Source organism: Vibrio zhanjiangensis, assembly GCF_030161235.1.
Classification (GTDB): domain Bacteria; phylum Pseudomonadota; class Gammaproteobacteria; order Enterobacterales; family Vibrionaceae; genus Vibrio; species Vibrio zhanjiangensis.
In genome coordinates, this window is record NZ_BSPW01000021.1 from 175,759 (window position 1) to 200,638 (window position 24,880).

Annotated in this window: 27 protein-coding genes; 17 read left to right on the plus strand and 10 right to left on the minus strand. The window is 43.3% G+C overall.

The window, feature by feature from the left end; genetic code table 11:
- Nucleotides 1-6 precede the first annotated feature (6 nt).
- The gene (gene ispA / locus QQK21_RS05740; RefSeq protein ID WP_284191237.1) at nucleotides 7-891 is read right to left on the minus strand and encodes a (2E,6E)-farnesyl diphosphate synthase; all 885 of its coding nucleotides are present in this window, start codon (nucleotides 889-891) and stop codon (nucleotides 7-9) included.
- Nucleotides 892-914: 23 nt separating this feature from the next.
- Complete coding sequence (xseB, locus tag QQK21_RS05745) at nucleotides 915-1,160, minus strand: exodeoxyribonuclease VII small subunit (RefSeq protein WP_284191238.1); 246 nt, start codon at nucleotides 1,158-1,160, stop codon at nucleotides 915-917.
- Between the two features lie 264 nt (nucleotides 1,161-1,424).
- On the opposite strand from xseB, the gene pomA reads away from it, so the two are divergent.
- The 7 genes from pomA (at nucleotide 1,425) to rlmM (ending at nucleotide 8,153) form a co-directional block, all read left to right on the plus strand.
- Nucleotides 1,425-2,189, plus strand: coding sequence for a flagellar motor protein PomA (gene pomA / locus QQK21_RS05750; protein ID WP_284191239.1), 765 nt, complete (start codon nucleotides 1,425-1,427; stop codon nucleotides 2,187-2,189).
- 10 nt (nucleotides 2,190-2,199) lie between these two features.
- Entirely contained in the window at nucleotides 2,200-3,153 is a 954-nt protein-coding gene (locus QQK21_RS05755) for a flagellar motor protein MotB (RefSeq protein ID WP_284191240.1), read from the plus strand.
- A 146-nt stretch (nucleotides 3,154-3,299) separates the two neighbouring features.
- Nucleotides 3,300-4,748 carry a tRNA uracil 4-sulfurtransferase ThiI gene (gene thiI / locus QQK21_RS05760; RefSeq protein WP_284191241.1) on the plus strand — a complete coding sequence of 483 codons (1,449 nt, stop codon included), beginning with the start codon at nucleotides 3,300-3,302 and terminating at the stop codon, nucleotides 4,746-4,748.
- A gap of 404 nt (nucleotides 4,749-5,152) precedes the next feature.
- A complete protein-coding gene (locus tag QQK21_RS05765; protein ID WP_284191242.1) occupies nucleotides 5,153-6,061 on the plus strand; it encodes a transcriptional regulator GcvA in 909 nt (302 codons plus the stop codon).
- Nucleotides 6,054-6,677: an alpha/beta fold hydrolase gene (locus QQK21_RS05770; RefSeq protein WP_284191243.1), complete on the plus strand. Its 624-nt coding sequence runs from the start codon at nucleotides 6,054-6,056 to the stop codon at nucleotides 6,675-6,677. Before QQK21_RS05765 ends, QQK21_RS05770 begins: the two co-directional genes overlap by 8 nt.
- Complete coding sequence (locus QQK21_RS05775) at nucleotides 6,667-7,065, plus strand: DUF423 domain-containing protein (protein ID WP_284191244.1); 399 nt, start codon at nucleotides 6,667-6,669, stop codon at nucleotides 7,063-7,065. Before QQK21_RS05770 ends, QQK21_RS05775 begins: the two co-directional genes overlap by 11 nt.
- Nucleotides 7,062-8,153 carry a 23S rRNA (cytidine(2498)-2'-O)-methyltransferase RlmM gene (rlmM, locus tag QQK21_RS05780; protein ID WP_284191245.1) on the plus strand — a complete coding sequence of 364 codons (1,092 nt, stop codon included), beginning with the start codon at nucleotides 7,062-7,064 and terminating at the stop codon, nucleotides 8,151-8,153. Before QQK21_RS05775 ends, rlmM begins: the two co-directional genes overlap by 4 nt.
- A 28-nt stretch (nucleotides 8,154-8,181) precedes the next feature.
- On the opposite strand, the gene xni is transcribed toward rlmM, so the two are convergent.
- From xni to QQK21_RS05795, 3 genes are all read right to left on the minus strand, one after another.
- Nucleotides 8,182-8,970: a flap endonuclease Xni gene (xni, locus tag QQK21_RS05785; protein WP_284191246.1), complete on the minus strand. Its 789-nt coding sequence runs from the start codon at nucleotides 8,968-8,970 to the stop codon at nucleotides 8,182-8,184.
- 110 nt (nucleotides 8,971-9,080) lie between these two features.
- Nucleotides 9,081-10,445 (minus strand): nucleotide 5'-monophosphate nucleosidase PpnN, encoded by a 1,365-nt coding sequence (gene ppnN / locus QQK21_RS05790; protein WP_284191247.1) that lies wholly within the window; start codon nucleotides 10,443-10,445, stop codon nucleotides 9,081-9,083.
- Nucleotides 10,446-10,825: 380 nt separating this feature from the next.
- Nucleotides 10,826-13,093 (minus strand): tetratricopeptide repeat protein, encoded by a 2,268-nt coding sequence (locus QQK21_RS05795; protein ID WP_284191248.1) that lies wholly within the window; start codon nucleotides 13,091-13,093, stop codon nucleotides 10,826-10,828.
- 313 nt (nucleotides 13,094-13,406) lie between these two features.
- On the opposite strand from QQK21_RS05795, the gene syd reads away from it, so the two are divergent.
- Both syd and QQK21_RS05805 read left to right on the plus strand, forming a co-directional pair.
- Nucleotides 13,407-13,952 carry a SecY-interacting protein gene (gene syd, locus QQK21_RS05800; RefSeq protein WP_284191249.1) on the plus strand — a complete coding sequence of 182 codons (546 nt, stop codon included), beginning with the start codon at nucleotides 13,407-13,409 and terminating at the stop codon, nucleotides 13,950-13,952.
- A gap of 2 nt (nucleotides 13,953-13,954) precedes the next feature.
- The gene (locus QQK21_RS05805; protein WP_284191250.1) at nucleotides 13,955-14,731 is read left to right on the plus strand and encodes a Zn-ribbon-containing protein; all 777 of its coding nucleotides are present in this window, start codon (nucleotides 13,955-13,957) and stop codon (nucleotides 14,729-14,731) included.
- Nucleotides 14,732-14,740: 9 nt separating this feature from the next.
- Here QQK21_RS05805 and QQK21_RS05810 read toward each other — a convergent pair whose 3' ends face one another.
- Genes QQK21_RS05810 through QQK21_RS05825 form a run of 4 tightly spaced genes read right to left on the minus strand, consistent with a single transcriptional unit; the run spans nucleotide 14,741 to nucleotide 17,104 of the window.
- Nucleotides 14,741-14,920 (minus strand): DUF2897 family protein, encoded by a 180-nt coding sequence (locus QQK21_RS05810; RefSeq protein WP_284191251.1) that lies wholly within the window; start codon nucleotides 14,918-14,920, stop codon nucleotides 14,741-14,743.
- Nucleotides 14,920-15,603: a M15 family metallopeptidase gene (locus tag QQK21_RS05815; RefSeq protein WP_284191252.1), complete on the minus strand. Its 684-nt coding sequence runs from the start codon at nucleotides 15,601-15,603 to the stop codon at nucleotides 14,920-14,922. Before QQK21_RS05815 ends, QQK21_RS05810 begins: the two co-directional genes overlap by 1 nt.
- A 2-nt stretch (nucleotides 15,604-15,605) precedes the next feature.
- Nucleotides 15,606-16,739 (minus strand): succinyl-diaminopimelate desuccinylase, encoded by a 1,134-nt coding sequence (gene dapE / locus QQK21_RS05820; RefSeq protein ID WP_284191253.1) that lies wholly within the window; start codon nucleotides 16,737-16,739, stop codon nucleotides 15,606-15,608.
- An 11-nt stretch (nucleotides 16,740-16,750) separates the two neighbouring features.
- Entirely contained in the window at nucleotides 16,751-17,104 is a 354-nt protein-coding gene (locus QQK21_RS05825; RefSeq protein ID WP_284191254.1) for an ArsC family reductase, read from the minus strand.
- 200 nt (nucleotides 17,105-17,304) lie between these two features.
- Here QQK21_RS05825 and QQK21_RS05830 point away from each other — a divergent pair, with 200 nt between their 5' ends.
- Nucleotides 17,305-17,592: a winged helix-turn-helix domain-containing protein gene (locus QQK21_RS05830; RefSeq protein ID WP_284191255.1), complete on the plus strand. Its 288-nt coding sequence runs from the start codon at nucleotides 17,305-17,307 to the stop codon at nucleotides 17,590-17,592.
- Between the two features lie 40 nt (nucleotides 17,593-17,632).
- On the opposite strand, the gene QQK21_RS05835 is transcribed toward QQK21_RS05830, so the two are convergent.
- Complete coding sequence (locus tag QQK21_RS05835) at nucleotides 17,633-17,974, minus strand: DUF2956 domain-containing protein (RefSeq protein ID WP_284191256.1); 342 nt, start codon at nucleotides 17,972-17,974, stop codon at nucleotides 17,633-17,635.
- 117 nt (nucleotides 17,975-18,091) lie between these two features.
- Between QQK21_RS05835 and QQK21_RS05840 the strand changes: the two genes are divergently transcribed.
- From QQK21_RS05840 to flaG, 7 genes are all read left to right on the plus strand, one after another.
- Complete coding sequence (locus QQK21_RS05840; RefSeq protein ID WP_284191357.1) at nucleotides 18,092-18,556, plus strand: DUF2919 domain-containing protein; 465 nt, start codon at nucleotides 18,092-18,094, stop codon at nucleotides 18,554-18,556.
- 61 nt (nucleotides 18,557-18,617) lie between these two features.
- Nucleotides 18,618-19,526, plus strand: coding sequence for a Dyp-type peroxidase (locus QQK21_RS05845; RefSeq protein ID WP_284191257.1), 909 nt, complete (start codon nucleotides 18,618-18,620; stop codon nucleotides 19,524-19,526).
- A gap of 152 nt (nucleotides 19,527-19,678) precedes the next feature.
- The gene (locus QQK21_RS05850; RefSeq protein WP_284191258.1) at nucleotides 19,679-20,431 is read left to right on the plus strand and encodes an SDR family oxidoreductase; all 753 of its coding nucleotides are present in this window, start codon (nucleotides 19,679-19,681) and stop codon (nucleotides 20,429-20,431) included.
- Nucleotides 20,432-20,505: 74 nt separating this feature from the next.
- Nucleotides 20,506-21,639, plus strand: coding sequence for a flagellin (locus QQK21_RS05855; RefSeq protein ID WP_284191259.1), 1,134 nt, complete (start codon nucleotides 20,506-20,508; stop codon nucleotides 21,637-21,639).
- Between the two features lie 237 nt (nucleotides 21,640-21,876).
- Complete coding sequence (locus QQK21_RS05860; protein WP_284191260.1) at nucleotides 21,877-23,010, plus strand: flagellin; 1,134 nt, start codon at nucleotides 21,877-21,879, stop codon at nucleotides 23,008-23,010.
- Nucleotides 23,011-23,238: 228 nt separating this feature from the next.
- Complete coding sequence (locus tag QQK21_RS05865; protein ID WP_284191261.1) at nucleotides 23,239-24,372, plus strand: flagellin; 1,134 nt, start codon at nucleotides 23,239-23,241, stop codon at nucleotides 24,370-24,372.
- Nucleotides 24,373-24,443: 71 nt separating this feature from the next.
- Nucleotides 24,444-24,872, plus strand: a complete 429-nt coding sequence (flaG, locus tag QQK21_RS05870; protein ID WP_284191262.1) for a flagellar protein FlaG — start codon at nucleotides 24,444-24,446, stop codon at nucleotides 24,870-24,872.
- Nucleotides 24,873-24,880: the final 8 nt, after the last annotated feature.

Below are 24,880 nucleotides of genomic sequence, written 5' to 3' on the forward strand. Positions count from 1 at the left end.
TATTGTCTAGTTCTTGCGCTCGATGACATATCGGGCGAACTCTTCGAGTAATTTCGTATTGTATGGGATTGTTTCTAATGCTTGAAGGGCTTCTGTCAAAAGAGTGTCAGCTTTGTTAACTGCGCCATCCAAACCAAGAAGAGCAGGGTAGGTGCTTTTTTTCAGTGCTTGATCCGAACCTTGAGGTTTACCAAGAGTATCGGTGTCACCAATTACGTCTAAAATATCGTCTTGAACTTGAAAGGCTAGACCAATGGCATCAGCGTATTGATCTAATTGAGGCAAAATGTCATCACTTTTGCTTCCTGCTGCAAGAGCGCCTAATCTCACCGCACATTTTAGCAGTGCGCCAGTCTTATTATGATGAATGGTCTCAAGCTCTTCTAGCGATATTCTGCGTCCTTCTGCCTCGATATCGAGTGCCTGTCCTAAGCACATACCATTTGCTCCAGAAGCTTGTGCTAACACTTTGATCATTTTGATGCGGTTTTGTTCGGCTTCTGAGCTCAACTTTCCGTCACTAAGAATAGAGAATGCCATTGTTTGAAGGGCATCGCCGGTTAAAATTGCGGTAGCTTCATCAAACTTGATATGACATGTTGGCAGCCCTCGTCGAAGTGCATCATTGTCCATGGCGGGTAAGTCATCATGGATAAGTGAGTAGGCGTGTATACATTCTACCGCGCAGGCTGGCGTGTCGAGATCATCAAGCTGGCATCCAAGCATTTGACCTGTGATATACACGAGAAAAGGTCGAGCTCGTTTACCTCCTAGTACCAAGCCGTAATGCATTGCTTCTATTAACGTCTGTCCTGAATGAGGAAATTGGCTAAGCCAGTATTCTAACTGCTGATTATTTCGTTTTTGTAGAGAGGTTAATGCCTCGTGCATAAGAGCAACTCTTCTGGTTATGATTATTCTGGCTGTGGTGGTGTAAATTTTTCAAGCGGAGCACTATCGTCATTATTGAGTAAGATACTCACTCTTTGTTCAGCATCATTGAGCTTAGCTTGACCTTCGCGAGCAAGAGTGACACCACGTTCAAACTTTTTCAGCGCATCTTCAAGAGATAAATCCCCTTTTTCAAGATGCTCGACAATCGAATCAAGCTCATTTATCGCGGCTTCAAAGGACATGTTTTCAGGTTTCTTACTAGCCATAACACTATCTACATTTGGGAAGATGCACGAAAGTTACATGAGCAGGTAGTAATGGTCAAATTTAACCAAGGAAAATTGATCGAAAAAGCGACGGTAGGCGTCTATATTGTGGTGATAAGATCGCATCATAAGCAGAGGCTGGTTTACTCTGTAACGATAAGAACTATAGTTGTGTGAGAATTGTACCAATAAAAAACTAAAGATCTTAAGATGTTGCCGATATAATTTACCAGAGGCGTATAAAAATAGCATGAGGAGTGCTTTGTGGATTTAGCAACGCTGCTAGGGCTTATTGGAGGCTTCGCTTTTGTCATCATGGCGATGATCTTAGGCGGAAGCATCATGATGTTTATTGATGTCACCTCTATTCTCATCGTGGTAGGTGGTTCTACCTTCGTTGTGCTGATGAAGTTTACTATGGGGCAATTTTTTGGAGCGGCAAAAATTGCTGGTAAAGCATTCATGTTTAAGGTTGATGAACCTGAAGATCTGATTGCCAAAGTTGTTGAAATGGCTGATGCGGCGCGTAAAGGCGGCTTTTTAGCGCTTGAAGAGATGGAAATTACCAACAACTTCATGCAAAAAGGGATTGATTTACTCGTTGATGGTCATGATGCTGATGTGGTTCGGGCAGCACTGCAAAAAGATATTGTTCTAACCGATGAACGGCATGAATTTGGTACTGGCGTATTTAGAGCCTTTGGAGACGTTGCCCCTGCAATGGGCATGATAGGGACTCTGGTGGGCCTAGTGGCTATGCTGTCGAATATGGATGATCCTAAAGCAATAGGACCTGCGATGGCTGTTGCACTACTGACAACGCTCTACGGGGCGATCCTTTCTAACATGGTTTTTTTCCCTATCGCAGATAAATTATCACTGCGTCGTGAGCAAGAAAAGCTCAACCGTCGTTTAATCATGGATGGCGTGCTTGCCATTCAAGATGGACAGAACCCACGAGTTATTGATGGCTATTTGAAGAATTACCTAAATGAAGGTAAGCGTGTTCTCGATGTAGACTCAGAGTAAGGAAACCGCTATGGATGATGAAGAAGGTTGTAAATGTCCTCCTCCCGGGTTGCCACTTTGGATGGGAACATTTGCTGACTTGATGTCACTGTTGATGTGCTTCTTTGTACTATTGTTGTCCTTTTCCGAGATGGATGTATTGAAATTCAAGCAGATCGCCGGTTCGATGAAGTTTGCATTTGGGGTACAAAACCGACTTGAAGTAAAAGATATACCTAAAGGGACCAGTATTATTGCTCAAGAGTTTCGTCCTGGGCGTCCTGAACCCACGCCTATTGATGTTATCATGCAACAGACAATTGACATCACTCAGCAAACTCTAGAATTTCAAGAAGGAGATCAAGACAGAGCAGGCGGCACTCAAAAAGATGAAGGCAAGCAAACTGGCGGCAAATCTCCGGATACTTCAACTCAAGATAGCCAGAACGCCGATTCAGAAAGTCAGCAACAACAATCTGCGGAGATGTCCCAAGAGCTTGAAACTCTTATGGAGAGTATAAAGAAAGCGTTGGAACGAGAAATTGATGAAGGTGCAATTGAAATAGAGAATCTCGGTCAACAGATCGATATTCGGATCAGGGAAAAAGGCGCTTTTCCTCAAGGCTCAGCGTTTCTTCAACCGAAATTTCGCCCTCTGGTTCGTCAAATCGCCGATCTCGTTAAAGATGTTCCAGGTGTTATTCGGGTCTCGGGTCATACCGATAATCAGCCCATAGATTCTGAGCTTTATCGCTCAAATTGGGATTTATCGGCTCAAAGAGCGGTATCGGTTGCTCAAGAGATGGAAAAGGTACGAGGGTTTTCTCATCAACGTCTTCAAGTGCGAGGCATGGCTGATACTCAACCATTAGGGCCTAATGATACAGAAGCTCAGCGTTCGCGAAATCGTCGCGTCGAAATAAGTATTATGCAAGGGGAGGCGATGTTGAGCGATGAGGTACCAACTTTACCCAACTCGAATTAAATAGCAAGGCGAGTCAAAGGCTCGCCTTTTTTATGGTCTTTGGTTCATGTATAATCTTGCGCCTTTAGAGTCTAGATCTCGCAGAATTATATTGAGATATTTGTAAACACTCTGATTAGCGAAACTGTTGAGTTGTGAAGTGAACTATGAAATTTATCGTTAAGCCCCATCCAGAAATTTTTGTTAAAAGTGAATCGGTGCGTAAGCGCTTCACAAAGATTCTTGAATGTAATATTCGCAATATAATAAAGAGTCGCACTGAATCTGTCGCTGTGTTTAACCGCCGCGATCATATTGAAGTTACCTCAGAATCGGATCGTTATTACAAAGAGACGGTTGAAATTCTTACCCATACTCCGGGTATCCACCATGTTTTAGAAGTTAAGCAATCCGACTTTACCGATTTACATGACATATATGAGCAGGTCTTAGAACTCAATCGATCTCACATCGAAGGCAAAACTTTCGTTGTTCGAGCCAAGCGTCGTGGCAAACATGACTTTACGTCGATTGAACTGGAACGTTATGTTGGTGGTGGACTCAATCAGGCAGTTGAAAGTGCAAAGGTCAAACTTCATAACCCTGACGTTACGATAAAAGTAGAAGTAGCGGGTGATAAACTCAATCATGTCATTGCTCGTCATAAAGGCTTAGGGGGATTCCCATTAGGCACTCAGGAAGATGTACTGAGCTTGATTTCAGGTGGATTTGATTCTGGTGTATCGAGCTACCTTCATATTAAGCGTGGCTCAAAGGTGCACTACTGCTTCTTTAATTTAGGTGGGCCTGCACATGAAATTGGGGTGAAGCAAGTTTCACACTATTTATGGAACAAATACGGTTCCTCTGCCAAAGTGCGTTTTATCTCCGTGGATTTTGAGCCCGTTGTGGCAGAAATTCTAGAGAAAGTAGATGACGGTCAAATGGGGGTTATCCTTAAGCGCATGTTTATGCGTGCTGCGGGTATGATTGCAGACAAATTTGGGATTCAAGCTTTGGTAACTGGTGAAGCTCTTGGCCAGGTATCCAGTCAAACACTGACTAACCTTCGTCATATCGATACGGTGACTGATACCTTAATTTTGCGTCCACTAATTAATTGGGATAAAGAAGATATTATCGATCTGGCACGTGAAATTGGTACCGAAGATTTTGCCAAAACTATGCCGGAGTATTGTGGCGTCATTTCTAAGAAGCCAACAGTCAAAGCCGTGAAAGAAAAGCTCGAAGTAGAAGAAGCAAAGTTTGATTTTGATATTCTGAATCAAGTCGTCCTGAATGCTCGCCAGATGGATATCCGTGATATTGCTAAAGAAGCTCAGGAGGCGGCGCCTGAAGTAGAGTTAGTTCAAGCAGTTGAACAGCATGCAATAGTGCTTGATATTCGTAGCCCAGAGGAAGAAGAGGACAACCCACTTGAGATAGAGGGCGTTGATGTTGTACACCTACCTTTCTACAAACTGGGTACTCAATTTGGTGATTTGGACCAAAGCAAAACCTACTTACTTTATTGTGATCGCGGCGTCATGAGTCGATTGCAAGCTTTGTACCTTCAAGATCAAGGGTTTACTAACATTAAGGTCTATCGTCCTTAGTCATTAGCACTATCTTAGGCGCTGCTTGTCCACCATGTCAGCGCTCTTGCCTCATCGTTGATGCTGAGTTTTCTATGTCAGCATTTGCTTATCCTCATTTGAGAAATAAAAAAACACCGCCCTAGGGCGGTGCTAAACAATTTGACAGACAGGTCAAAAAATAAATACAGGAAGTATCGCTTCGACTCCAGTTAGAGAATCGAAACTTGGTAGAAATCTACCTAACTCGAAATACGAGTTTGCAAACACAACATCGCAGCAATATGCCAATTCATTCCCAGCAGGAATAAAGCCGTTCTGGTTCTCGCTGCAGGAAGAAATATAGAATTTCTCTAGCCTCTAAGCAATGGACATTTTATAATGTTTCAGATAAGAAAAACTAATCCAACTTGGAGCCAACTGACATGTCAAGAAGATTGCCCCCCTTAAACTCTCTTAAAGTGTTTGAGGCTGCTGCTCGCCACTTGAGCTTTACTCGATCAGCTGAAGAGTTATTTGTGACTCAGGCTGCAGTAAGCCATCAGATAAAGGCATTGGAAGAGTATTTAGGCCTAAAATTATTTAGGCGACGCAATCGTTCCCTACTACTGACTGAGGAAGGACAAAGCTATTTTCTCGACATTAAAGATATTTTTACGTTACTCGCTGAGGCGACAGATAAAGTACTAGAACGCAGTGAAAAGGGAGCGTTAACGATCAGTTTACCTCCTAGTTTTGCCATTCAGTGGTTGGTTCCTCGTCTGGCTGACTTTAACCAGCAAGAACCGGACATTGATGTTCGTATCAAAGCGGTCGACATGGATGAAGGGTCTCTAACCGATGACGTGGATGTGGCGATTTATTACGGGCGAGGTAATTGGCCAGGCCTTAGAGCTGATAAATTGTATCAAGAGTTCTTAATCCCCCTTTGCTCACCTTCTCTGCTTCTTGGAAACAAGTCATTGGAAACGTTAAGTGACTTAAAGCAGCATACTCTATTGCATGATACGTCGCGCAAAGATTGGAAACAGTTTGTCAAAGAATACGACATTGAAGGGATTAACGTTAATCATGGTCCAATTTTTAGTCATTCGACTATGGTTCTCCAAGCTGCCGCGCATGGTCAGGGAGTTGCACTAGGAAATAATGTTCTTGCACAGCCAGAAATGGAGGCTGGCCGCTTGATTGCGCCTTTTGATCAGGTTTTGGTTTCGAAGAATGCGTTTTACGTGGTGTGCCATGAAAAGCAGGCTGATATGGGACGAATTGCCACGTTTCGAGATTGGATGCTAGCGAAAGCGCAAAGTGAGCAAGAGGAGTTGTTGGATGAATGATGTGTTGATTGATGGTGACCCAAATAGCCCTTTGTTTATTTTTGCTCATGGTGCAGGTGCGGGGATGGAACATGATTTTATGGTTAAAGTCACTAAGGAATTGGTACATAGAGGTATTCAAGTGGTACGCTTTAACTTTCCGTACATGGTAAAGCGGTCTTGTGACGGTAAGCGCCGCCCACCAGATAGAGCACCTAAGCTATTGGAAGCGTTTCGAGATGTGATTAATCAGTTTGCCGACAAGCCTGTTGTCATTGGGGGTAAATCGATGGGAGGAAGAATGGCAAGTCTTTTAGCCTCAGATAATTTAGTGGCAGGAGTCGCCTGTCTAGGCTTTCCATTTCATCCACCGGGTAAGCCAGAAAATTACAAAGGGGAGCATTTGGCGACGCTGGAGAAACCTTGTTTAATTGTTCAAGGTGAAAGAGATACCTTCGGCAGGCGTGAGGAATGTACGGGTTTTAAATTTTCTCAGCGAGTGGATATCCAGTTTATTGCCGATGGTGACCATAGTTTCAAGCCCCGAAAAAGCTCAGGACACAGTGAAGCTGAAAATATTACTGCCGCGGCGCAATATTTAGCTGACTTTATTTCGGGGGTATACAATGAAGGCTAAATCCATACTTTGTTTTGGTGGGGTATTGGCGGGGCTTGGTGTTGCTTTAGGCGCATTCGCTGCCCATGGTCTCAAAAAAGTATTACCTACGCAGATGCTTGATGTTTTTCACACTGGTGTTCAATATCAATTTATTCATGCTCTCGCGCTCCTAATCTGTGGCATTTTGCTGACTTTGGAGCTTGCAGAGAAACCACAAAAATATTTCGCCCTTGCTGCTAATTGTTTTATTATCGGCATCTTTTGTTTTAGTGGCAGTCTTTACGCTTTGGCATTGACTGGGGTGAGATGGTTCGGACCGGTTACTCCAATTGGCGGTTTCGCTTTTATGCTGGGTTGGGGGCTGTTTGTATTCGCAGCCATGCAGATTAAAAAGGTAAATCAGTGAAACATTTAATGCTCTATTGTCGCTCCGGTTTTGAGAAGGAGTGTGCTGGAGAAATTCAGGATCGCGCCACTCAGATTGAAGTGTTTGGTTTCCCTCGCTTAAAAAATAATACTGGTTACGTACTTTTTGAGTGCTACCAATCTGGTGATACAGAGCGCCTCTTAAAAGAGCTTGATTTTAAGTCTCTGATCTTTGCTCGTCAGATGTTTGTCGTTGCTACTGAGATTAAAGATCTTCCCCGTGAGGACCGTATTTCGCCCATTTTAGCCAGCTTGTCTGAGATCGCTGGTTTTCCCAAGTGTGGTGACATACGTATTGAAACGCCAGATACGAATGAAGCCAAAGAGTTGCTCAAATTTTGTCGAAAATTCACAGTACCTATGCGCCAAGCTATGCGTGCTACAGGGCTTTTATTTGCCAAAGATAGTCCTAAAAAGCCTGTCTTACACCTCTGCTTTGTAGCATCAGGGCACTGTTTTATTGGTTATTCGCTCCCTAATAATAATTCACCCTTTTTTATGGGGATACCACGTCTTAAATTCCCGTCAGATGCACCAAGCCGCTCAACCTTAAAGCTTGAGGAAGCATTTCATGTTTTTATTCCTCGTGACGAGTGGGATGAGCGTTTGGCTCCGGGAATGTGGGGTGTTGATCTGGGGGCGTGTCCCGGCGGCTGGACTTATCAGCTGGTCAAGCGTTCAATGTTTGTTCACGCAGTGGATAACGGTATGATGGCGGATAGTTTGATGGAAACAGGTCAAGTTAAACATCATCAAGAAGATGGGTTTAAGTTTGAGCCGGCGCGTAAAAATGTTACTTGGTTAATATGTGATATGGTGGAAAAGCCTTCTAGAGTCGCTCAGTTAATGGGCGAGTGGCTCATTTCGGGATGGGCAAAAGAAGCGATTTTTAACCTCAAATTACCGATGAAAGGCCGCTATGATGAAGTTTTAGAGGACATTGAAAATCTCAAATACTTCCTGATTGAGAATAAAGTTAAGTTTAAGCTTCAAGCCAAGCACTTATACCATGATAGAGAAGAAATTACGGTACATGTACAGTGCCTTTCAAACATTTCACCTCGCTAAAAATAGAGTGTGGCTGGTGGAGGAATCTTCAATCAGCCTTCTCTCCTAGTACCTCTTGGTAGCGAATATCTTGTAGATTAAAACCAAGAGCCACATCTGTTTTTAGAGCGGAAACTTTCTTACACTGGCGAGCGGTATCAATGTGTTCATTGAGCTTTTTCCTATACTTTTCGGCGAGATCTTCAGAGGTATAGGCTTGTTCGATATCAGAATATGTTGTTAGTATTTCTTTTGCAGCTTTAGGTCCAATTCCAGGTACGCCAGAAATTTGACTTGAACTGATACCCACGAGTCCCCAATAATCAGGGAGTTGCGATGGTTTCACGCCAAATTCTTTGTCGACGAAAGGAGCATCTAACCAGCGATGTTGGAAGTAATCGCGGATTTGGAGTCTCGGTGATAAGAGTTGGCAGTATCCTTTGTCTGTTGAAATAATAGTGACTTTTTGGTTGCGACTGGCGACTTTAACCGCCAGTGTCGCAATAAGGTCGTCTGCTTCATCGCCTGACGAGAGCAAAGAGTCGATCCCTAATTTCCACCATGCTTCTTGAATAGAGTCAAGCCCATCAAATAATGCTTGTGGCATAGGTTTTCGGTTACTTTTATAGTCACTTACTAGTTCCGCTCTCCATCCTCTTTGTTGAAGATGATGGTCAAAAACAGCAATTATATGTGTTGGTTGAGATTCACTGATAATGTTGTTCAGGGTTCGAGAGGTGGTACTTATCGTTCTCGCGATATCATCCGGATTAGGTTGTGCTGAATGAACACGCCTAATGAGATTGAGTGCATCAATGATAACAAGATGAATAGACATAGAAACCACAATAAGGGCTGACAAAGCCCTTATTGTAATGCATGAAGCGTAGAATGCTAGAGTCTGCTCCGTGTTTTAAATAAGCAGACCCAGTACATATTGTTACGCTATTAGTCTTGAGTTTTTATCTTATAGCATGGCTCATAGGCACTACCACCAGGAAGTTTCATGCGATCTTGTTCAACAAAATCCCTGAGTAGCTTATCCATTTTTTTCATTAAAGCGGCATCACCATCTAGCGCAAATGGGCCAAAGCGTTCTATTTCTCGAATCCCTTCTGCTTTAACGTTACCCGCAACGATTCCAGAAAAAGCTTGCCGTAGTGCTGCTGCAAGGTTTTCGGGACGCTGATTTAAGTGCAGATCTAAGCTCGCCATATTGTCGTGTGTGGGCTCGAAAGGTAGCTGAAACTCAGGCTCTATTTTGAGTGACCAGTTAAAGCTGTACGCATCACCGGTATCTTTACGGTACTGACGAACATCGGCCATTGCACTTTTCATTATCTTCGCCACTTTCTCAGGGTTATCAACCACAATTTGGTAGTGGCGCTGGGCATCTTTTCCAAGTGTTTCCCCAATGAACTTGTCGATTGAGCGGAAGTAGTCCTCACTTTCTTTTGGCCCAGTCAGTACGATTGGAAGAGGTTGTTCTGAGTTATCTGGGTGCATCATGATACCCAGTATGTAGAGAAGTTCTTCTGCCGTTCCTGCTCCACCTGGAAAAATGACGATACCGTGTCCCATTCGGACGAAGGCTTCGAGCCTCTTTTCAATATCAGGCATAATAACCAGTTCGTTCACTATTGGATTGGGTGGCTCAGCCGCAATGATTGAAGGCTCGGTTAGACCCAGATAGCGTTGATCGTAATAACGCTGCTTAGCATGACCAATAGCCGCTCCTTTCATTGGCCCTTCCATTGCTCCTGGCCCACAGCCAGTACAAATGTTGAGCTCTCTGAGTCCTAGTTCATGGCCAACTTCACGGGTGTATTGATATTCTGTCGCATTAATTGAGTGGCCGCCCCAGCATACGACAAGGTTTGGCTCTATACCGGGGGTGAGGGCGCCTGCATTGCGCAATATACCAAAAACGAGGTTAGTGATGTGACTCGCATTGGTTAGGTTAAGGCGCTGATTGTCAGCTAAATGCATATTGACATAAACAATATCACGCAACACTGAGAATAGATGTTCTTGTATTCCTTTTATGATGTTGCCATCAACAAATGCATGCTCTGGAGCATTGCTGAGTTCAAGTTTGATACCGCGTTCACGACGAACAACATTGACATCAAATGACTTGTATTTGTCGAGTAATTCTTTTGAGTTATCTGTGTGGCTACCAGAGTTCAGTACCGCGAGAGTACAGTTTCGGTATAGCTGATACAAATCACTAGCGGCAGTTTTTTTAAGACGCTCAACTTCTAGTTGAGAAAGCAAATCCATACTACCTGCGGGACTGATATGAGTGATCATAGCGACCTCCTTGATGAGAGATAATTTTCCCTGCAATACATCATGTTGTGGGTATGTCTCGTGATGAAAACGGTTTTAATCTAGTAGGTAAAATTCAAGAGACTTTTCTAAGCTTAGCACGCTTTGACAATAAATAAAGGCTAACTGATTGATATATATACACCAATAGCATTAGTGATAGAAAGGTTAAAGTGTTTTTTGCTCGATAGGGAAGGACTCCAAGTCTGCCGATTTGATTGAATTCATTGTAAATACGAACATACATCTAGCAGTAGATGGCTTTGGCTAGCAATACAGATTCTTCTGTTTACGTGTTAAGTGGCCAGATTATTTTTTGTCAGGCACACAAGGTGCGTGCCTAAATTAGGGTGTAATGCTTCTCAACCTTTGAGTAGTTTTTTGATGTTTTCTTCATTGGGATACGATGAATGAACTTTGATAAGCCCTTGGTTAATCGAATGTTTACAAGCTTTTCGGATGTTTCCTGTTGCTAAACTAGCCGCTGGTGCATTTTTTATCGCTTTTAAATACACCCATTGGCTAGTATTTTCTTCCATACTCAAAGTTCGCGCTGCATTTGTCGACATGAGAAGAATATCGAGCAGCTCTTTGTCATTGATTGCTGTGTATGCGCGAGGCAAAAATGGGTAGTCTGCCATTCCAATTCTGATGATATTGCTAAGGCCATATTTTTGAGTAAATTCATTCACCCATGTTTGGATTTTTTCAAACACTTGTTCAGGTTTTGTGGTGTGACCATTATCCGGTTCAATATAGAGTAAATTCGCATCTGAGAAATGGTATACGCGAGCCGGGTGTTCGATTTTTTGTTTGAGAAATAGCCCAAAAGATTTTTCAATTTTTAATCCTTCAGTGTAACCGTGTTGAAGAGATAAATTGCGCAGAAACGGCAAGTCGATCATCACAAAATGTAATCTGTCACTGAGTGGCTCATGAATTAGATCACCTGCATGCCATTTCTCAAAATTATGGCTACTTGCTTCCAAGGACGCTGGTAACTTTACATTTAGCATTCGAAGGTTTTTCAGGCCTGAACGTGAATGAGCGTAAAGCTCGCCATTGAGCTCATCGATCTCCTCTTTCTGAATGCGGATAATATGTCCGCGGCGGAGTAAGAAAACAAAAAGCAATGCACAAGTGACGAATAAGGTTAGGGAGATCTTTTGAAATTTATGATACTCATTTTCAGTTTTTTTAAGTTGTTCCTTTTGGCCCACTAGATGCAGTGTTTGTTCAACCACGTCCTTCTGTTGTCTAAAATCATCTTCATTAATGAGGTTGAGTTCTTGCTGCTCAATTGCGGCCAGTGCATTATATTGCTGGAGGTTGCGCAGAGCTTGCTTGTAGTTGCCAAGCAGCTCGTTGCCTTGGTTAAGCAGTTGATAGGCCGTTTTCTCTAAACTTAAGTCCTTAAGTTCTAGTGCAATGTTCAATGCTTGATTGGCTTTTTCTACCACATCTTCAGGTTTGCCTTGATGCGTTGCTAGTCCCGCTTCAAGCAGAAGAGATTTTGCTTGTAATGTAGGAATGTCGATGTACTTCAACAGCTCTTGTGCACGTGTTAAATATTGTTTAGCGAGTGGGAAGTTAACGAGTTGCAAGTAAGTTGATGCGAGAGCAAGACGAATGTCGACGATATTTTCAATATTGTTTTGTACTCGTTCGTGGTCAATGGCATTGAAATAGTGAACCAATGCAAGATTGTATTTTCCCTGGAGATAATAGATATCCCCCATGCGTTTGAGTATCGGCGGCAGAAGAGGAGAGCTTTCGTAATTGTCATAAAAGTCTGCGGCTTGAGATAAGTGCTCGGCGGCCTTATCAAACACTCTACGTTCGTAAAAAAGTTGGCCGATTAATCTATTGGCTTCTGCCAACTGTAAACCCGAAGAGTTTTCAATGGCACTCCAGTAGCTGGTTAGGAGCTCCGATAAGGCTTTGTTGTATATTTTGTGGTCAAGAAAGTGTTTGCCGAGTGAAATATGGTAGGCGGTAATGGTTTGCTTGTTTTTGGATTGTTCAATGAAAGGAATCGCTTGTTTATACAAGGTTTCTGCTATTTTGACCTGATCTTGACTTGAAGCGATGTCGGCCTTTAGCATTAAAAGTTGATAACTGAGCCCTTTGGCAAGCTGTTCAGGGTTTTTTATCGAATTCAGCTCTTGTTCGAGCTCATTGAGTTTTGTTTCAATTGACGCAGTGCTGCCTTCAATTCTCCAATTAAGACGTATTTCAAGCAGGCGTATGTCTAAGCGCAGGTAAGGTAAATTGTATTCATCTGTTAGAGCTGTGGCTTGTTGAATATACCGCTGAGCTTCTGCTGGATTACCGAGATTAAATTCCGCTCGCGCCAGTATTTTAAGTGCATCGATAGAACTACCGGGAGTTCGAAAGCGCGTATCTGAGTCATCACGAGATATGGTTGAAGGCCCTTTTTCTGATTGGGCCATCAATCTTCTCTGAGTCAGGTAATTTGAGGCTAATATTTTCGACTGTTTGGGGACTATATTAACCAAAGAGTCAGCTTCATTGAGCATGGCTGATGAATAAACAGTAGAAGCGGATACCATCGCGGGTAACAGCCAAATAAACAGTGTCAGCAGTCGACTCAAGCGCAAAATCTCCATAAAATCATTGTGGTCCTAAACTGTGTGCTCATAGTATATATCGAGTTACCATTGTCATCAGGATTGGATGATACCAGCAATCACACCCTCTACCCACTGTTGGTGGCCTGCATTTTTCACTTGGTAAAGCGTGATATTGTCGTTGTTTGAAAACAAAACCACCATATGCATAGCATTCAACCTTGAGCTCGCTGGTTATGTCGGTGCTTGGAGGTTTGAATATTTACCCATACTTTGGCTTTAATTTCGATTAGAATGGGCAGAATTTTAGGCAGTGCTGTTTTTAATAGCGACTACTTTAGCGGAGAATTTCATGGCCCAACAAGCCCTTGTTGCATTATCGTCATTTACCCAAATATACCGTAAGGCGTACATCGAACACCATGGGCATCCACCGACTAGCTATCAGTTGTCGGGCTTCCCCTCACCTTGTGCGCAAATCGAGAAAGATGACGCAGTGGAATGGCAAGCATGCTCGCGTGAGAAGAATGCCGATTTTTCTGATCTTGAGCGTGGGATTGAACTCACGCTTCATGAAGATATAAAGGCATTTTATGGCAGCCAGTATAGTGCTGACATGGACGCAACATGGAATGGTAATGAACTCACTTTGCTTCAAGTATGGAATGATGAAGATTTCATTCGCCTGCAAGAAAATATCTTAGGTCATTTGGTGACTCAGCGACGTTTAAAGCTAAAGCCTACCGTCTTTATTGCCACAACGGATGCTGAGCTTGATGTGATATCTATCTGCAATCTCTCGGGTAATGTTATTCTTGAGCGGCTGGGTACTGAGCAACGTGATGTTTTAGCTCAAGATCTTACAGAATTTCTCGCACAACTTAGCCCAGTGGTGTAACTATGTATGTCATCGAACTTCAATTCGAGTGTTTTGATAACACCACAGTTACCGCCGTTGATAAGGCAATTAATGGTTTGATGGACGCGCTGCGCTACAATGGTCAGGTTCTTGGGCGGGAATTTCCGATTGTTATGGGTGACGGTGAATTTTTTGTTCGTGTGGTATGCCCAGAGCAAGACAGTTTGCACCCAAGCTATCACTCTGATTTTGTGAAAGTCTGTTTGGAGCGATTGTCTCAAGCGAGCCTACTTGCGCCTAAAGTTCGTCTTCTTGGTCGTGACCTTAACTCAGAACAGGTGGCCGAAAATGAACCACCAAGTTGGCAAGTATTATATACGACCTATGTCCATACCTGTTCTCCTCTTCGAAGTGGTGATACTTTACTGCCTATACCTCTTTATCGAAATCCTGCCACACTCAATGGCGATCATAAAGCTGTCATAAAGTGGCAGACTGAGTGGCAGGCTTGCGACGAAATTCAAATGGCTGGCGCTTGCAGAGCTGAGCATGCTGCATTGCATGAAATATGTGATGTGAGTAGTCTTCTTTTTAAACGCGGATGGGACTTACGAGGCCGCATTGAATTCATCACTAAGATACCAACATATTATTATCAATATCGTGTAGGGGGAGAAAGCTTAGAAAGTGAGAGGCAGCGCCAATGCCCCAAATGTGGAGGAGAGTGGCTATTGCCGGAGCCTGAGCTCGACATTTTCCATTTCAAATGCGATGAGTGCCGCATTGTGTCCAATATTTCGTGGGATCATATTAAGTGAAAGAACCCGCTATTGATGCGGGTCCTGTTCGTTATTTTCAGCGGGCTTTTTAGAGTCTTCTTCTGACGGTTCCTTTTTTTCCATTTGGCCAAATTTCATTTTAGCTGTGTATTTAAGTGCAGCGATGTTTCCAATTACGACGCTTAATACGATGATAATGATAACCCAAGGATTGGTGAGTAAATCCATTAGTTTGTCTCAGTGCTGATGTTAACAATAAACTGATTGTAGATGGTATCCAATTCAGTGAGTACCATCTGTTCACCAATGAGTTCGCAGTTTGACAGTTGGTTACTTAAGATGTTCTTATCAAACCGAGATAAACATTGAGTCGACGTTGCGGTGTGACTGATATGCCAAGGCTCCGCTGCCACTCCCCCTTTATCTTGCTCGTAAGGAAAGAAAAAACCAAACTGAGTTAGATTGCTCTTTAGCCACTGATAAAAGTCCGATTGATGTCCGGTGAGGTACTCCCAAGGTTCTAACTGTAATTGCGAACCTTGGGGTAAGCTCGCTTTATCAAATACATCGAAGTCTGTACCCCAATGATGTCTGCTGGCTCCCGGTAGTGCGGACCAACGTAAGATAGCGTAAATTTTTTCGCGTTCGGACAGTGTGTCTATATCAATCGCCTGACTATTGTGGTCTAGGGTTGGGAGTTGACCTGACATCTTGCGATTCCAGATAGATTTTTGCCTTTCAAAATCGCGAAATCCACTGGCAATATGGAAATCAAATCCTGCCTGAACAGCTGCGTCTCGCAACGCACTTAGGTCAGACTCGACCATAATATGTACCAGTAAAGATTGCTCTCCGACAGTGGTATCGATGAGATGAGTTGTCACTTTACCAACCAGCTGTTCAGGCGTCATTGTCATGCCAATAGGTTCTCCAGAGTTTTTTGGTACATCTGAGTCAATTTTTCAAGATCATCGATTTTGACGCATTCGTTCACTTTGTGAATCGTTGCGTTAACAGGGCCCAGTTCAACAACTTGTCCTCCCATGCGAGCAATAAAACGACCGTCTGAGGTGCCACCTGTAGTAAGCAGTTCAGGATTGGTTTGATTCACATTGCCGACGGCGTTCACAACAGCGTCAAGTAAGTCACCCGTGTCGGTTAAGAATGGGTCGCCATTGAATGTCCAATCAAGTTGGTAGTCTAAATGGTGCTTATCCAGTGTTTTAGTGACGCGTTTTACTATCATGTCGTTATTAAGTTCGGTGCTAAAGCGCAGGTTAAACTGAACCTTGAGCTCTCCTGGGATGACATTCGATGCGCCAGTTCCTGCTTGGATGTTTGGGATCTGAAAGCTTGTCGGTGGAAAATACTCATTTCCCTGATCCCACTCAGTTGAAGCCAGTTCATTTAGGGCAAGGAGGGATTGATGAACAGGGTTTTTAGCAAGATGGGGATATGCTACATGCCCTTGGATACCTTTCACAGTTAAGTCACCCGTAATCGAGCCTCTGCGACCATTTTTAACTACATCACCAACGATTTCCGTACTTGAGGGCTCTCCAACAATACACATGTCAATGTTTTCACCACGTTCCATCAAGGCTTCCACAACTCGGACTGTCCCATTGATAAATGGGCCTTCTTCATCAGAAGTGATGAGAAAGCCAATCGAACCTTTATGGTTTGGGTGCTGGGCGATGAATTGTTCAACAGCGACAATCATAGAGGCGAGTGAGCCTTTCATATCTGCCGCTCCCCGACCATGAAGGAACCCATCTTTAATGGTAGGTTCAAAAGGGGGAGTATCCCAGAGTTCTAAATTACCTGCTGGGACAACATCTGTATGCCCAGCAAAGGCGAAGAGTGGCGCTTCTGTCCCACGACGTGCCCAGAAGTTAGTGGTATCTTCAAAGACCATAACTTCAATTTCAAATCCTAGTGCTTTTAGGCGCTCTATCATCACATTTTGACAACCTGCGTCTGCAGGGGTTACCGACTGGCGACTAATTAAATCTTTTGCAAGTGCCAAAGTAGGTGTGTCAGTCATCCTCTAATTCCTTATACAGCAGAGAAAATGGCGGAGTATTGTTCGGCTTTAAAACCAAGATAGTAATCCCTGTCCTTGACTAGGATTGGGCGTTTAATCATGGCGGGGTGTTCATTTAACAGCTCAATTGCTGTTTCTTCATTAAGGTTATCTTTTTGTTCTTGGCTTAACTGGCGGTAGGTTGTGCCACGTTTATTGACGACGTTTTCCCAACCGAGTTTCTGACAAAATGTCGCAATCATATCCGTACTAACACCTTGTTTGCGATAGTCGTGGAACTGGAATTCTATTTCTGCAGCTTCGAGCCACTTCCTAGCTTTTTTAATCGTGTCACAATTGGGAATTCCATACATGGTGATTGTCATAACTCAACCTTTAAATAAACTTCATTGACGTTTTGGGCATCCTAGCAGGAAGTGTTCGTATAGACAAAAGTGTGAGCAAACTATTTTGTTTACGCAAAACATGCCTTCAATCTTTGATGAAGTAGGAGTTATTGATCAAACGCAACGCATAAGGCTGAAAAACATAAATAATGACTTGATTTATTCGCTAGGAGGTATCAATGGAGTTGAGTTCTGTTTTTGCAAGGCGTTTATATTTGGCATTATTGGTGCAACATCTTGATAGGCCTAATGTTCCCAAATTGATTGAGAATACAGGGTGGCCACGCCGAACGATTCAAGATGTCATCAAGGCCCTACCTAAAATTGGTATCGAGTTGAAATTTGTCCAAGATGGGCGTCGTCATAATGATGGTTACTATCAACTGTCGAATTGGGGGCCTTTTGATTATAAATGGGTAGTTGAGAGGCAGTCGGATATCGAAACAAGTTTGGGTTTTAATGTTTGATGCGCAAAAGGGCGATGATTTCATTGCCCTTTTCGATTCACTACTGGGTAATATAGAGGATAAATCCGATCCAGCTTAAAATCAGCAATATCCACGGGATAAGAGCAGACTTTGAGCTGCCATCCGATGAGTGACTATTCCCAATATGAGGTTGCTGCTCGGCATCGATTTGAGCCAGTTTACTTTTTTGGGCTTTCTTTTTCGCTTTATCGGCTTGACGAGCCTTTTCTTTGTGCTGCTTTTTATATTGTGCAATGCCTTTTTCTATGCCTTGAGCGATCAGTTTGGTTTGTTCTTTTGTCTGGCCGGGCTTTTGTGTGGCTTTTGCAATTCTCAATGCTTCTTGTTGAGTTTCAATTGAGGGAGGCGCTGCTTTTTTCATCTGTTTTAGTATGAGTCAATCTTGGTGGTAGTATTCTAACACGGTTTAGTTTCATCAAGAGATAGCAATATAGGGTGAATAGTTTAAAGTGGTGGAAGTATTAATAGTTATGAAATTATCGTGCGATACAGTTTAGAGCAATATGACAAACATGGTTTTCTCAAGGCGCCGTTATGGCTATGGCTTGGTTGGTTGTTTCTCGCTAAAGCTTGGGTGATCTTCATTCTAGCGGGAGCAAGTAGGGAAAACGGTGCCCAAATTCTTGATATTCTTTATCCGGACCACCAGCTATTTTATTTTGATCTTTTTATGGGGTTGCCCAGTTTGATGTTAATGTGGGCCATTGGTTTGCGAAGTCCGGATAGGCCTTGGTTAAATAAAGCCATTGGTATTACTAGATTATTGACCTTAGCCATAGCCGCGGGACAATTTACTCAAACTATTTACCACGTTTATCTTGAACACGGCGCCTTTCGATGGTCTAACGCCGTCACCCTTATCATCTTGTTATGGTTTATGCTTTATACCTACAAGAGTCGTCATGTGAGAGATTGTTTGGCCAACAAGCCTACAAACAGTTAAAAGAATATAATTGCAATAACCGCAATACACTGAGTCATTTTTTAGATGTGAGGAAATAACCATGCCGAACCCTCAAAGTGCCATTCTTCCTGAAGCGAGTCCTTTCGCTCAGTACACTTTGTTGAAAGTGAAGCAAAATCAAGCAGAAGTTTTAAAGCAGCTACAATCACTGCCTGCTTTGGTTGAAGAACTTAATAGCCAACAAACTGGCGCAGATTTAATGCTTTCGATTGCTTTTACCCGATCTTTTTGGCGTCAGCTTAATGGCCCTATTCCAGATGAATTAGTCGATTTCTGTCAGCTAGGTGAAGGGGATATGTTGGCACCCAGCACGGATGTTGATGTGTTAATACATTGCCACTCAACACGCCACGACCTACATGTCCATCTGCTGTGCAAATTATTTGAGAAAATTGCTGAGTATGTTTCAGTCGTGGATGAGACTTATGGCTACCGCTATTTAGATGCCCGTGATATGACAGGGTTTATCGATGGTACCGAAAACCCACATGGTAAACAGCGTCATGAAGTGGCTATTGTTCCCGAAGGCCACTTTGTGGGGGGGAGCTATGTTATGGTGCAGCGTTTTGCGCACAACTTACCTGCATGGAATCGACTTAACGTTTCTGCTCAAGAAAAAGTCATCGGGCGTACCAAGACTGACTCTATCGAATTAGATAATGTACCCGCAGCCTCTCACGTAGGACGAGTTGATATTAAAGAAGAGGGGAAAGGGCTTAAGATTGTCCGCCACAGCTTACCTTATGGCACGATATCCGGAGACCACGGACTGCTATTTATTGCTTATTGTCATACATTACATAACTTTAAAGCTATGTTAGAAAGCATGTACGGCGTAACCGACGGTAAGTATGATCAACTGCTGCGTTTTTCACAGGCCGTGACAGGCGCCTATTTCTTCGCACCGTCTGACACAATGCTGCAAACATTGAAGATAAAGTCAATGTAAAACCACGTTCAATTCAATCAAGCCGAACCTTAGTGTTCGGCTTGTTATTATTTTGTGCGGGTGATATCACTTCACTCTTATAGAAGAGGTTATTTAACGTTATGTTATTTATAATGTTTAACCTTATATTTCATGATTGGAAGTGCAGGTTTATGGACAATTCTAAAGTGGTGATTGTGACTGGTGGCGGCCGTGGTATCGGCGCGGCAACTGCGAAGCTTTTTTCTTATCATGGTTATGCCGTTTGCATTAATTACAAGTCTAACTCTAACGCGGCGACTGCCCTTGCCAATGAGATTAACTTAAGTGGTGGACGTTGCATTGCTGTGCAAGCAGATGTTTCTCAAGAGGTAGATGTTTGCCGTTTGTTTAAGGTAGTCGATAAAGAACTCGGTTCATTGGCTGTTCTTGTTAATAACGCAGGAGTTTTGCAAAAGCAGATGCGTTTGGATGAAATGAACGCTGAACGAATAAACACCATTTTGACCAACAATGTAACGAGTTATTTTTTATGTTGTAAAGAGGCCGTTAAGAGAATGTCGACCCTTAATGGAGGGACAGGTGGCGTTATCGTTAATGTTTCTTCCACAGCATCTCGAACCGGTTCTCCAAATGAATACATCGATTATGCTGCGTCGAAAGGCGCAATTGATACCTTAACCAAAGGTTTGTCCCTTGAAGTGGCAAAAGAGGGGATAAGAGTGAATTGTGTTCGCCCTGGGTTGATTCATACCCAAATGCACGCAGATGGTGGAGAGCCTGAGCGTGTCGATAGACTAAAAAGTCACATCCCAATGCAGCGAGGAGGCTTACCCGAGGAGGTCGCCGAAGCGATTTATTGGCTTGCGTGTGAAAAATCATCGTTTTCTACCGGCAACTACTTGGATTTAGCGGGCGGCTTGTAGGCGATAAAAAACTAAAGAAAATCTTTTATTGCCGATATAAGTATTAATCCTCATGAGTAATACAATCAAGCATTATGGCCATCACTGTTAATACTAATGTCTCAGCTATGACGGCGCAACGGTATCTCACCAATGCAACCGATATGTTGAACCAATCTTTGGAGAGACTATCTTCAGGCTATCGTATTAACAGTGCCAAGGATGACGCGGCTGGTTTACAGATTTCCAATCGTCTGGAATCGCAAATGAGAGGTTTGAGTGTTGCGATGCGCAATGCCAACGATGGAATATCCATCATGCAAACCGCCGAAGGCGCGATGAACGAGTCCACTAACATTTTGCAACGAATGCGCGACCTGTCTTTACAATCTGCAAACGGTTCAAATAGCCGCTCGGAAAGGCTGGCATTACAAGAAGAAATGGCAGCTTTGAATGATGAATTAAATAGAATCGCTGAAACTACCTCTTTTGGTGGTCGAAAATTGCTCAATGGCTCATTTTCGAGTTCTGCTTTCCAAATTGGTGCCAGTTCGGGAGAAGCGGTTCAAATATCGTTGAACAATATGCGTTCAGATACTTTAGGCATGGGTGGGTTTAGTTATATTGCCGCTGGCAAAGCGGACAAAAATTGGCAAGTGAAACAAAATTCTGACGTTTTGACTCTGGACTATACCGATGCTTTTGGGCAGCAGGAGTCGATTCAGATTCAAGCGAAAGTGGGGGATGATATTGAAGAGCTGGCTACCTATATTAACGGTCAAACAACTAAGGTTTCAGCATCGGTCAATGAAGATGGTCAGTTGCAGCTCTTTATGGCAGGCAAAGAAACATCGGGCACCATTTCTTTTTCGGGTAGTTTAGCTAATGAATTACAAATGGGGCTAGTAGGCTACGAAGCGGTTGATAATCTCGATATTTCTGACGCTGGTGGTGCTCAGCGAGCGGTATCGGTCATTGACACCGCCTTACAGTATGTTGATAGTCACCGAGCTGAGCTTGGAGCAATGCAGAACCGTTTTGGTCATGCCATCAGCAATCTAGGCAACATTAACGAAAACCTAGCTGCGTCGAATAGCCGCATTAAAGATACAGACTATGCAAAAGAAACAACCCAGATGGTCAAGCAACAGATCTTACAACAGGTCAGTGCTTCTATTCTTGCCCAAGCGAAACAACAACCAAATCTTGCGCTTACGTTACTTGGTTAAGCGGAGTCTCCCTCTCGGCATCCTTTGTTAAAGCTTTAGTAAAAAAATTGTTTTTCTAATATTTTTTAAGCCTTGATCAAATTTCATCTCGTCAGCATGTTTTTTTCAAAAATAACGAAAAAAATTGCTCAAGGTTTTACAACCAGAGCCGTTATAAAAAGTAACTTTGAGAGAACTACTTTGATTTTCCGAGACGTCGGGAATCGCAATACAGGAAAATCAAACGGAGAAATCACCATGGCAGTGAATGTAAACACCAACGTAGCAGCAATGACAGCACAGCGTTACCTAAACAGCGCAAACAATGCGCAGCAAACTTCAATGGAACGCCTATCTTCAGGTTTTAAGATTAACAGTGCAAAAGATGATGCAGCGGGTCTCCAAATCTCAAACAGATTAACTTCTCAGAGCAGAGGCCTACATGTAGCGGTTCGTAATGCTAATGACGGTATTTCGATTGCTCAGACTGCAGAAGGTGCAATGAACGAAAGCACCAATATTTTGCAACGTATTCGTGACCTATCTCTTCAAGCGGCAAACGGCTCTAATTCAAAATCTGAGCGAATTGCACTACAAGAGGAAGTGACGGCGCTTAATGATGAACTCAATCGTATCGCGGAAACGACATCGTTTGGTGGTAACAGACTACTTAACGGTACTTATTCAACCAGAGCTTTTCAAATTGGTTCGAACAGTGGTGAAGCGGTCATGTTAACTCTTAACAACATGCGTTCTGACAATGTTGGCATGGGAGGCGGCATGTACCACGCTGCAAACGGTAAAGACAAAGATTGGGTTGTCGAAGCTGGTACTAATGATATCACTATGGACCTTGTTGATAATGAGGGTAACGCACAGACCATTACTATCAACACAAAAGTCGGTGATGATATTGAAGAAGTGGCTACCTACATCAATGGTCAAACAGAGCTAGTCAGTGCTTCAGTGGACGGCGAGGGTAAGCTACAAATCTTCGCTGGTACAGATAAAGTGCAAGGTGACGTGACCTTTAGTGGTGCTCTAGCGGGCGACTTGAATATGGGACCAAGAGAAGCGGTGACGGTTGATACTATTGATGTAACAACCGTGGGCGGCGCTCAGGAATCGGTGGCAATTGTAGATTCAGCTTTAAAATATGTTGATAGTCATCGTGCGGAACTCGGTGCTTTCCAAAACCGATTCACACATGCAATCACTAACTTGGATAATATCAACGAGAATGTGAATGCATCGAAGAGCCGAATTAAAGATACCGACTTTGCCAAAGAGACAACGGCATTGACCAAGTCGCAGATTCTATCTCAAGCGTCCAGTTCAATCTTGGCTCAGGCAAAAGAAACACCAAATACTGCGCTAAACCTTCTTGGCTAAACTCAAAATACGCTAAAAAATCCAGCTTAGGCTGGATTTTTTTTGCGTGTTAATTAACTGATTTAAATTGAATTTGTTGCTTGCTTACTCGATTTGAAATTTTTTTTTCAAATTTTTCTCTAAAGGATATATTTGCTCAGCCGTTAACAAGACTGAGAGAAATGAGATGTGCCAAAGCGAGGTGAGAGACGCTAAGGTGCATCACCCTTAATGCCTAAGGAGATCAGTATGGCAATTAACGTAAACACCAATGTGTCTGCGATGACTGCTCAGCGATACCTTAATGGTTCGTCTGACGGCATGCAGAGGTCCATGGAGCGTCTATCGTCGGGGTACAAAATTAACAGTTCCCGAGATGATGCAGCAGGACTTCAAATATCAAACCGTTTAACATCGCAAAGTCGTGGTTTGGACATGGCGGTGAAAAATGCAAATGATGGTATCTCTATTGCACAAACCGCAGAAGGTGCAATGAATGAGACCACCAACATCCTCCAGCGTATGCGGGACCTATCACTTCAATCGTCAAATGGTTCGAACTCACGTTCGGAACGTCTTGCGATTCAAGAAGAGGTGGCTGCACTTAACAATGAACTCAACCGTATTGCCGAGACGACTTCTTTCGGTGGTAACAAACTTTTGAACGGTACTTATGGTAGCCAATCTTTCCAGATTGGGGCAGGTTCGGGTGAGGCTGTTATGCTCACTATGGGCAATATGCGCTCTGATAATGAGGGGATGGGCGGCAAAGCCTATATCGCTCAAGCAGGACAAGCGACGGATTGGACTGTATCTCAGGGATCAACCGATTTAACACTGGACTATACTGATGTATATGGCGATGCGCAGCAGCTAACCATTAATGCGAAAGTGGGCGATGATATTGAGCAGCTCGCCACCTACATTAATGGTCAAAGCCAAGATATTAAGGCATCTGTTGGCGAGGAAGGGAAATTGCAACTTTTTGCATCCAATAACCGAGTTGCTTCTGATGTGACTATTGGTGGTGCTTTAGGCGGAGAAATCGGTTTTGGAGCGGCAGAAAATAGAACGGTTGCTGATGTTGATGTCTCTACTGTCGCAGGGTCGCAAATGGCCGTTTCCATTATAGACGGTGCTTTGACGACGGTGGATAGTCAGCGTGCGGAACTGGGTGCATTCCAGAACCGGTTTGGTCATGCTATCAGTAACTTGGATAATATTAACGAGAATGTTAACTCTTCTCGTAGCCGTATCCGAGATACTGATTATGCAAAAGAAACGACTCAGATGACTAAGTCGCAGATTTTGCAGCAAGCGAGTACTTCTGTGCTAGCGCAGGCCAAACAGTCACCATCAGCAGCTCTTAGCTTATTAGGTTAATCGATAGGTTCGAACGAGCTTATTGGTAGGTAACTGAGTTACCGACCTATTAAGGTGGAAGGGAGATTGTTATGGAAATACCATCCAACACATCGAACATCCAGCCTTACGGCTCAGAAAGTGGCACTAAAGTTGCTTCAAAGTATGGTGGTGCACAACAAGTTTCCTCGCGTAAAGAACAGGTTTCTACGGCCGAGGTGAGAGAACAAGCAGCTCAAGCTGTTGAACAAGCAATAGAAGCGTCTCAACAACGTGAAAAGCTTAACAGGGAAGAGCGGCAACGTATGGTACAGCAAATGAATGATTTCATTTCGTCCATAAACACTGGCCTATCTTTTCGGGTCGATGAAGAGTCGGGAAGAGATGTAGTAACCATTTATGAAGCGGATACTGGTGATATTATTCGTCAGATACCCGATGAGGAAATGTTAGCAATACTGCGACGCCTGCGTGATCAGACAGCTCGATATTCGTCGGGACTTTTGAACCACACAGTGTGATCGTATTT

What these genes read in the sequence shown, in the direction of transcription:
- QQK21_RS05765 (WP_284191242.1), top strand. Translation starts at nt 5,153, where the DNA reads ATGTCAAGAAGATTGCCCCCCTTAAACTCTCTTAAAGTGTTTGAGGCT.
- QQK21_RS05830 (WP_284191255.1), top strand. Translation starts at nt 17,305, where the DNA reads ATGGAGTTGAGTTCTGTTTTTGCAAGGCGTTTATATTTGGCATTATTG.
- QQK21_RS05865 (WP_284191261.1), top strand. Translation starts at nt 23,239, where the DNA reads ATGGCAATTAACGTAAACACCAATGTGTCTGCGATGACTGCTCAGCGA.
- QQK21_RS05845 (WP_284191257.1), top strand. Translation starts at nt 18,618, where the DNA reads ATGCCGAACCCTCAAAGTGCCATTCTTCCTGAAGCGAGTCCTTTCGCT.
- syd (WP_284191249.1), top strand. Translation starts at nt 13,407, where the DNA reads ATGGCCCAACAAGCCCTTGTTGCATTATCGTCATTTACCCAAATATAC.
- QQK21_RS05775 (WP_284191244.1), top strand. Translation starts at nt 6,667, where the DNA reads ATGAAGGCTAAATCCATACTTTGTTTTGGTGGGGTATTGGCGGGGCTT.
- xseB (WP_284191238.1), bottom strand. Translation starts at nt 1,160, where the DNA reads ATGGCTAGTAAGAAACCTGAAAACATGTCCTTTGAAGCCGCGATAAAT.
- QQK21_RS05810 (WP_284191251.1), bottom strand. Translation starts at nt 14,920, where the DNA reads ATGGATTTACTCACCAATCCTTGGGTTATCATTATCATCGTATTAAGC.
- QQK21_RS05755 (WP_284191240.1), top strand. Translation starts at nt 2,200, where the DNA reads ATGGATGATGAAGAAGGTTGTAAATGTCCTCCTCCCGGGTTGCCACTT.
- QQK21_RS05795 (WP_284191248.1), bottom strand. Translation starts at nt 13,093, where the DNA reads ATGGAGATTTTGCGCTTGAGTCGACTGCTGACACTGTTTATTTGGCTG.
- ppnN (WP_284191247.1), bottom strand. Translation starts at nt 10,445, where the DNA reads ATGATCACTCATATCAGTCCCGCAGGTAGTATGGATTTGCTTTCTCAA.
- QQK21_RS05805 (WP_284191250.1), top strand. Translation starts at nt 13,955, where the DNA reads ATGTATGTCATCGAACTTCAATTCGAGTGTTTTGATAACACCACAGTT.
- flaG (WP_284191262.1), top strand. Translation starts at nt 24,444, where the DNA reads ATGGAAATACCATCCAACACATCGAACATCCAGCCTTACGGCTCAGAA.
- dapE (WP_284191253.1), bottom strand. Translation starts at nt 16,739, where the DNA reads ATGACTGACACACCTACTTTGGCACTTGCAAAAGATTTAATTAGTCGC.
- QQK21_RS05860 (WP_284191260.1), top strand. Translation starts at nt 21,877, where the DNA reads ATGGCAGTGAATGTAAACACCAACGTAGCAGCAATGACAGCACAGCGT.
- QQK21_RS05850 (WP_284191258.1), top strand. Translation starts at nt 19,679, where the DNA reads ATGGACAATTCTAAAGTGGTGATTGTGACTGGTGGCGGCCGTGGTATC.
- thiI (WP_284191241.1), top strand. Translation starts at nt 3,300, where the DNA reads ATGAAATTTATCGTTAAGCCCCATCCAGAAATTTTTGTTAAAAGTGAA.
- ispA (WP_284191237.1), bottom strand. Translation starts at nt 891, where the DNA reads ATGCACGAGGCATTAACCTCTCTACAAAAACGAAATAATCAGCAGTTA.
- xni (WP_284191246.1), bottom strand. Translation starts at nt 8,970, where the DNA reads ATGTCTATTCATCTTGTTATCATTGATGCACTCAATCTCATTAGGCGT.
- QQK21_RS05835 (WP_284191256.1), bottom strand. Translation starts at nt 17,974, where the DNA reads ATGAAAAAAGCAGCGCCTCCCTCAATTGAAACTCAACAAGAAGCATTG.
- QQK21_RS05770 (WP_284191243.1), top strand. Translation starts at nt 6,054, where the DNA reads ATGAATGATGTGTTGATTGATGGTGACCCAAATAGCCCTTTGTTTATT.
- QQK21_RS05815 (WP_284191252.1), bottom strand. Translation starts at nt 15,603, where the DNA reads ATGACGCCTGAACAGCTGGTTGGTAAAGTGACAACTCATCTCATCGAT.
- QQK21_RS05825 (WP_284191254.1), bottom strand. Translation starts at nt 17,104, where the DNA reads ATGACAATCACCATGTATGGAATTCCCAATTGTGACACGATTAAAAAA.
- QQK21_RS05855 (WP_284191259.1), top strand. Translation starts at nt 20,506, where the DNA reads ATGGCCATCACTGTTAATACTAATGTCTCAGCTATGACGGCGCAACGG.